The 7,813-nt window shown below is 55.3% G+C and carries 5 protein-coding genes and 2 pseudogenes; 4 read left to right on the plus strand and 3 right to left on the minus strand.

The annotated features are described in order from the left end of the window. On the minus strand, positions 1–320 hold a 320-nt coding region (locus M3461_03505; protein MDQ3773494.1), incomplete at its 3' end, for an IS110 family transposase. A 378-nt stretch (positions 321–698) separates the two neighbouring features. On the opposite strand from M3461_03505, the gene M3461_03510 reads away from it, so the two are divergent. Further along, positions 699–2,567, plus strand: a complete 1,869-nt coding sequence (locus M3461_03510) for a lytic transglycosylase domain-containing protein (protein ID MDQ3773495.1) — start codon at positions 699–701, stop codon at positions 2,565–2,567. A 48-nt stretch (positions 2,568–2,615) separates the two neighbouring features. Further along, positions 2,616–2,909: a zinc-ribbon domain-containing protein gene (locus tag M3461_03515; GenBank protein ID MDQ3773496.1), complete on the plus strand. Its 294-nt coding sequence runs from the start codon at positions 2,616–2,618 to the stop codon at positions 2,907–2,909. Between the two features lie 105 nt (positions 2,910–3,014). Here M3461_03515 and M3461_03520 read toward each other — a convergent pair. Further along, positions 3,015–3,315, minus strand: a pseudogene (locus M3461_03520) (HSP40/DnaJ peptide-binding protein). Positions 3,316–3,434: 119 nt separating this feature from the next. On the opposite strand from M3461_03520, the pseudogene M3461_03525 reads away from it, so the two are divergent. Beyond that, positions 3,435–4,255: pseudogene (locus tag M3461_03525) on the plus strand (exodeoxyribonuclease III). Positions 4,256–5,131: 876 nt separating this feature from the next. Here M3461_03525 and M3461_03530 read toward each other — a convergent pair. After that, positions 5,132–6,586 (minus strand): DEAD/DEAH box helicase family protein, encoded by a 1,455-nt coding sequence (locus tag M3461_03530; protein ID MDQ3773497.1) that lies wholly within the window; start codon positions 6,584–6,586, stop codon positions 5,132–5,134. Positions 6,587–7,212: 626 nt separating this feature from the next. On the opposite strand from M3461_03530, the gene M3461_03535 reads away from it, so the two are divergent. Then, the coding region (locus M3461_03535) for a transposase (protein MDQ3773498.1) at positions 7,213–7,813 on the plus strand (601 nt) is incomplete at its 3' end.

Here is a 7,813-nt window from a genome sequence, read left to right on the forward strand (position 1 = left end):
CGGTTGGTCTCGATGCTCGAGGAGTCCACCACTTGATTCTCAATCCCAAGACTTACCAGGTAGCGGTGCAGCCAGAAGCCGTCGCGGCCGGCTTCGTAACAGCTCACCACCCTGGCCTCGGGCGGCAAATGGAAGTTCGCCTTGGCTTTACCGATCGCCTCGACTAACTGCGTGCGGCGCCCCGCCTCAACTGTCTCATGGCGGCGCTTCGCACCCCCATCGCTAAACACCAGCTTCCAGTGCTTGTCGCCCAACTCCATCGCCATGTACAACGCGCCCTCTGCTGCGTCATCGTTGCTCTGTAGGGTCACTCGATTCATCTTCGCTCTCCTCTCGGGGGTTAGTCAATGCGCCAAAAGGGTAGCCTGAGTGGCCCTACATAGCATCTGATCCCCGCTGCTATCCGGTTCAGCCCCTGAGCCGACACCTCTTGGCCCGTACCCGCGCGAGACGCTAAAACGTCCCCAAACTTAGCGCTTCGGGCCGATGAACAGCCCGATAATGCCCCGATTTCAGGCCGCGGACCCGTATGCTTGACAGCTCACGAGCCCGGCAGTACAGTGCCTCTTGATGAAAAAGGACGTTTAACATCCCTATTCCTATAACCTGCATGTCTCCGGATAGACTAAGCTATCTCATCAACTCGGAACGCAGCATCGGATCTACACTCCGAGTCACCACTTCTACAGAACATTTCGATGCCTAAGCGTGGTTACGCCGCTGCCGGCTTCTGCCTACTTGCCGTCTCCACGTTCCTGCAGGCGGCAGAGATCACCATTCCACTGACGGTCCGCTATGCTCTCCTCAGGCAGGAGCTTGCCGGACAGGTTTACACTGATCCTGGCGGCACTGCGCGTGTCTGGCGCGAGAGCGACTGCCGCTCCCTCACCCTGGATCGACCCCAATTCAGCCAGGAGGGTGTCCGGCTACGTTTTACCACGCACGGAGTCGCTAGCCTAGGCGCCGAAATACTGGAACAGTGCCTAAGTCCCGGCCAGTGGCGTGGCCACATCGAATCGCTCATGGAACCCGAAATCACGCACGAGTGGCAGCTAAAGCTCAAGATCGTCGATTCGAGCCTCTATGATGAACAATGGACCAAGGGCTTGCTTTCGGGCCTGCTCTGGGACGTGACCAAGCAGTTTGTTCTCCCTAGACTAACCGCGCTCACCATCGATCTCGCGCCTCCACGCGATGAGGTTCTATCATTGCTTAAGGTCTCGGTTCCAAGCCGTGCGGCAAGTCGGATCAAGGCCATCCTCGATAGCGCCGTGCCGAAGAACGTCGAGGTACGTGACCATGGCGTAGTAGTATCTCTGGTCTTGAGCGTGCCGGATGACTTCGTTCGATCCCCTCCCGCTCCGACGCAACCTGAGCTACCTCTGAGCCCCATGGAGATCGATACGTATCAGCAGGCGTTCGAGAGGTGGGATGCGTTCTTGGTCTTTGTCATCAAAGGTTTCGGGGGAGACCTGGTGGACCAAAATACTCGTGGGAAGTTGTTCGATCTACTACTCACTAGCCGCTACCAAATCCTGCCTGTACTGGCCGGGGAATATCCGCGAAGTCGGGGTGACCCGGTCCGGCAACTCTTTGTTCAGACTTGGAAGGGCTTGCATGACATCGTTGAGGAGGGAGCGCAGCGCGGGCTATTGGGAGACGAGTTGTTACGCTATGTAGGTTTCATCGAAGCGGGGGATGCACTGGTGGCTTTGGAGGAAGCCGCTCCGGGGCTCGGGATCGAGATCTCGGCCGATGGGCTTCGTCGCCTGGCCCGCATGCTGCGACCCGAGGCGATTGCAGACCCCTTGAAATACGACCTGGACCTGGATCCGGACCTGCGTACCCTCTTCGGTTTTCCTCCCGAGATCCCTATCGAGGTCGCCCCCCAGCCGGCGCCAGAGAGCGGTCTCGATTGGCTGCCTTCTGCCCGCGCCGCCGGTGCGGGCGATGCTGGGCCCACAACTTTGGAAAAGCGTCTGGATCGGTGGGCGCCCGAGGCCTCGGAGATCGATCAGTACATTCCAGCCATGAAGCAATTACTAAAGCACATCACCGGGAAGGCCTTGGATGACAGTGCCCTGGATGCGCCTTATCAATCGATCTACCGGGCTATGATGCCGGCCACCGCTTTAAAAGAAAGCTGCTGGCGGCAGTTTGTGCGTAAAGGAGAGAAAGTCACATACCTGAGCTCGCCTGCTGGGAGCCTCGGGCTCATGCAGATCAACCCGCGAATATGGCGCGGCTTCTACAATGTACACGAACTTAAATGGAATGTAGTTTATAACGGGCGAGCGGGAGCGGAGATCCTGATGCAATACTTCAAACGCTATGGTATCGAGGAAGGGAAGCTGACCGGGCAGCGGGAGAACGCTGTCCGCACGGCCTACGCGGTGTACAATGCCGGGCCCTCGGAGGCCAAACGCTACCGTGCCAAGAATAGCACGGCGCGGGAGAAAGACGTGGATAACATCTTCTGGGACATGTACCGCGGGTTTGCAAACCATGGCGAGCCTGACCTTCAGGAGTGCAAAGTGGTCAGCGCAACAACGATGAGACCTCTATGAAGGCACGTGCCAAGTATGTCGGCAACTGGCCTTCTTTGAGAACATCCAGTGCCTGCGGACACTCTTGGATATCTGCCCGATGCTGGGGTCCTGAGCGCCCTCGGGCCGACCGCGGACGGAGAATGGAGGGCGTTTGCGCCGGAATCCGGCTCTCGATATTACCGGATGTGCGCGAACTACCGTGGGGAGAACGTTTGCAACTGGATGGTATCCGCCGAGGAGAGCGAGAACCTGTGCCTGGCCTGTCGGTTCAACCAGAGCATCCCCGATCTCTCGGTACCGGGCATCGCGGTCTATGGCAACGGCTGGAAGGCGCAAAGCGGCGGCTGGCCTCCGCGTTAGTGGCGCTTGGCCTGCCGCTTGTGAGCAAGCAGCAAGACCCGGGGGGATTTGCCTTCGCCTTCCTCAGCGATCCGGACTCGGCTTTTCGAGAATCGAATGCTCTGCGACCGGGCCACCCAGTGTCGGCACGCTGACCGTCGCGCCTAGCGCGGCTTCCCACGACGCCACCGGCAGGGTGTAGATAATGTTGCGGCCATCGACTTCGAACTGCGGATGCGCAGCGTATTCGATCTCTAGCAGCAAATCGCCATGCTTACCTTGCCCGGCCAGGCGGATCACCTGCCCCGGCCGCGCCCTTGGGGATACGCACATCCAGCGTCTCGTTGTTGACGCCGATGCGTACGGTGCCGCCGTCGTAGACCGATTCCAGCGGCACAGCGAGCTTCGCACGCGTGTCGCCACGTTGCGGCGATATGCGCTCTTGATCTCGGCTTCGCCCGCGCTCGGTTCGACGCCGAGGCGTGCGCGGCTGGCGCACCCGGTGCCGTTCGGGTTTCATGGCCGCTATTTCGCCGACCTGCGTGCATGAAGATCGCAACCTACAACGTCAACGGCATCGGCAGTCGTCAGGCGCGCCTGCTGGAATGGCTCGCCAGGGAATCGCCCGACGTGGTGTGCTTGCAGGAGCTCAAGGCACCTGACAACCGATTTCCCGCAGCCGCACTTCGCCAGGCGGGGTACGGCGCGATCTGGCACGGCCAGACCTCGTGGAACGGCGTCGCGATCCTCGCGCGCGGCGCCGACCCGGTCGAGATACGGCGTGGGCTGCCGGGCGATCCCGACGATACGCATAGCCGCTACATCGAGGCGGCGGTTGCCGGTCTGGTAGTGGGATGCCTGTATCTTCCCAATGGCAATCCGCAGCCCGGGCCGAAGTTCGATTACAAGCTGGCCTGGTTCGAGCGCCTGATCCAGCATGCCCGCGGTCTGTACGAGTCGGGCAAGCCGGTCGTGCTGGGCGGGGACTTCAACGTGGTGCCGACGGACTTCGACATCTACAACCCCAAGTCCTGGAAGAAGGACGCGCTGCTGCAGCCCGCGAGCCGGGCAGCGTACCAGCGCCTGCTCGCGCAGGGCTGGATCGATGCACTGCGCGCGCGCCACCCCGACGTGCCCATCTACACGTTCTGGGACTACTTCCGCAATCACTGGGCGCGCAACGCCGGACTGCGCATCGATCACCTGCTGCTGAGCAGCGGGCTGGCTCGCGCCTGCTCGACGCGAACGTCGACACGTGGGTGCGCGGTGAGGCCGGCGCGAGCGATCACGCCCCCACGTGGGTGCAGCTCGGTGAAGCCAACGCGCCCAAGGCGGCGCGGCGCGCGCGAAAGAAATCGTCGGGCTGAGCGGGCCTAAGACCTTGGTCTGCCGTGACACCTCGGGCCAGTTCCGGTCGGTCTTGCTCACCATTCCGGGAATGTCCTTGCTCCATTCCTTGCGCACGTCCGCGTTGTAGTTCAGGTAGAGCTTGCCGTCGACGACCGTGAAGGCCGCGGGGTCAACCGCCGCCTCGTACCCGCCGGGCCGAGGACTCACATGTTCAACAGCTCACGATCGCAGTACCGTGCCTCTTGCCGAAAAAGGATCCCTATTCCCCGTCGGAGCATAGCAAACATAGCCCATTCTCGGAAGTCTCCACTCACCCCAGGGTTGTCGGCCCGCCCGCTCCAGGTACAGGCCCCGGCGGCCGAGCTGCTGAAGCTTGCCGACCGCGCTCGTTAAATCGCGGGGGGATACAGAGATTGATAAGCTAAAGAGTTGGCTATAAAGAAACTTTTGGAGAGAGACTTTCCGGCTTCCGTGGGCATTATCTACCTCGTTCCGGGACGGAAGATATGCAGGGGCCATTATTAGAACTTCCAATGCTATCAAAAGAAGAATTTGTGGCGTAGATTGTTCCGCTGCTTTTTGCGGAACATCGAGCCACTGGCGAAGCCATACCGTTATGAGCATTCCTAATCTCTTTGTTACGAGCAGGTATGCATTCGTTTCCAATAGATGTTTAGCGATCTTGAAACAGCAGCAAAAAGCGCTGCTGTTTCACAGTCTCGCAGATATTATCCATCACCTGCTCTATACCAAATCTATTAGACCTTTTCATATTCCTTGGCACATTGCATCACTGCCGATAGTGCAACGAAAACTGTAGACATTTGCCTTGTTCTATAGAAAATAGTCTACATAAAACGTTGCATCTGTATTTGAATGGAAGCCGGGGCGTTTCATGGTTTTTGCCGCTTTCTTGCCCTATGCTCCCTGGATCTTTCGGTTGATGTTTTCGGCACCTTCTTTTCTATAAAGCTCTTGGCTCTATAAGTCTGCATTATTTCTGTTCTGGTCTTCGGAACTTTCTTTATTCTTTTACACTGATCATCCAGAGGCCCTATAGTCGAGTGCGGCAGCAACTTTTTGACGGAATGCGCCGGGTCTTTACTGATAATAACCAGATTTACTCGCTCCTTAATGTCAGGATCTCTAATACTCAATCTCAGTGCGGCTTGATATGCACTTTCACATACGGTTGCCCTGTCGATAAACTCTTTACTGAAATCAAGTAATCCTAGCATCTTCGCATGCATAGGGCACCTGTTCAAGCTGACCCCATAATAAAGATTATTATATGAACTATAGCAATTGAGCCCGAAAAGTCCTGGCTTTATTCTGGTGCCGAAGGCCAGGTCTTTTTCGTCATTATTCAGCACATACACCATATCGCCTCCTAGCTTTCGGAAATATTCGATGGCTCTTCGGTGGCAGTCTTGTCCTATAGTATCGTCATCATTGATCGGCATATCTCTATAATACTTGGAATAGTTTTCGTGCAGCAGCCACTTGATATCGACCAAATGACCGTTTTCGTGGCGTCTGAACTGTAACTTTATGTCCGTATTTTCCTCGAACCGAATATTACAGCGCTCCTGCCAATACTTCTGACAGATAGAATAATTGATATTGGAACCCATGAGCGTCGTGTTTTCGCTCAATAGAAACCTGTCTGGAGGTAGCATACACAGAAAGTGCAGCGTGTTTTTATCATTTCCTAATTCAAGCTTTTCCCTGCATATCTCCTTACGATCCATTCTGTCCCAATTGTCTTTTAGAGTATAGCACTTTTCACCATTCAAGAGTTGCTGGATGAGCGCCCTGTGGATATTATTATAATCATCTCGAACTCTGTGAATGACCTCTATTGCTGATGAGTTGCATTTGAGCTTCACTTCATATAGGTCCCCATTGACCTGATCGCCCAACTCAATAAACTCCCTTACTATATTATGGTAATATGGCACCTCAAGCCTATGGTATGTGTCAATCTGTGGCACTTCGTCTATGATTACTTGCCAATCGCCTTTGATGGGACAATAGGGTAATATCTTGAGGGCCTCCAGTTGTATAATTAGCACACCAAATCTTTCTCTATTCAGGTCCTCGGCAACCTGGATTACCTTATTGCTAACGGACGGGCAGGTTTTATCACTGTGTATATTATGAATAGTATTGGGATGGACACCAAAGCGCTTGAGGGTGCTCTTTATCTGGTCTGACAGGTCTATTGTGGGAACGATATAAAGAAATCTGCCGCCCCGTCCTCTGAAAAGATTGGCGATATGTTCGCACTGTGCTGACGTTTTTCCAGCTCCACATGGGGCATTGACTGTTCTTAGCATTTTCTCCATTTCATAAAACTCTCCTTCCTAACGGGTGTCTTCCGGACGCCCCAGGTATTCCCCTTGAACACCCCACTATATTTATAACGGTTGAAAGAAGCAGGTCTTTCTATAGGCCAAAAAAAAGAGCCCCGGGCAAGGGGACCGGGCTCTTTTTCTATACAACAGGTGCCGCTCTACATGTCGGAAGAAACCTATTTATTTCGGAAGGACAGGCGGCGTGTGAAATGTAGCACGCCCATGTAGTGAGCACCAAAACTATTTATCTATTCGATAATAACACCTCCAGAGATTGTCAGATACGAGTTGAACTGCACTTGTATTTATTCGACCTTATAGTTTAGGTCTTTCTTCATGGGTGAAACAATACCCCATGCAGTCTCTTAGCAGCACCACAATAGGCCAGATATGCATCGTGGGCATCTTCATATTGTCCCAGACTAAGAACTTTTCCATTCGCTATTCTTTACTTGTTTGATCTCTTATTAATTCTACTTTGTCAGACCAAAATACTTGTGTCAGATCATGTGGGTAAGTATAATGTCGTCTGTTGATTTTTCACGGAGTGTGAACGATGGCGACTTCGTGAAAATTGTGTACCAATTGCTTCCCTCATCGCTGGTCTGCTCGACCGGTTGCCGCAACATCTCAAAGCGTTCTCTTCGTTCTTTCGCGTGGGCACCCGCTCGGTGGCGAGTGCGGCCGAGACCTATTTGCTGGGGCTGTTTGCCTCGCCTAAATCCAACATGCTCTCGATGAGTGAACGCATGCTCGAGGCCGATCACCAAGTGCTGCATCACATGCTCTCGGACTCCGAGTGGGACTTCGATGGATTGGTCAGCGAGACGAGCCGTCAGGTCAACACGCTCATCGGCGGGAGGAAAGCGGCTCTCATCATCGACGAGAGCGCGTTTGCGAAGAAGGGCGAGGCCTCGGCGGGGGTCGCACGGCAATGGAATGGGCGGCTGGGGAAGGTGGAGAACAGCCAAGTGGGCGTCTTCGCCGCACTCGCGAAAGAGACCGCGGTCTCGCTTATCGACGCGCGCTTGTATTTGCCTGAGTGTTGGCTCAACGATACGGCGCGACTCGATGCGGTAGAGGTCCCTACATCGGCGAGAGTGGCGCAAAGCAAGGTGGAGCTTGCACGGGAGATGATCTTCGGGGCGCGGCGCCATGGGGTACGTTTCGGACATGTGGCCTTCGATGCAGTCTATGGCAGTGCTGGGTGGCTGTTGC

It is taken from the genome of Pseudomonadota bacterium (assembly GCA_030860485.1).
GTDB lineage: Bacteria > Pseudomonadota > Gammaproteobacteria > JACCXJ01 > JACCXJ01 > JACCXJ01.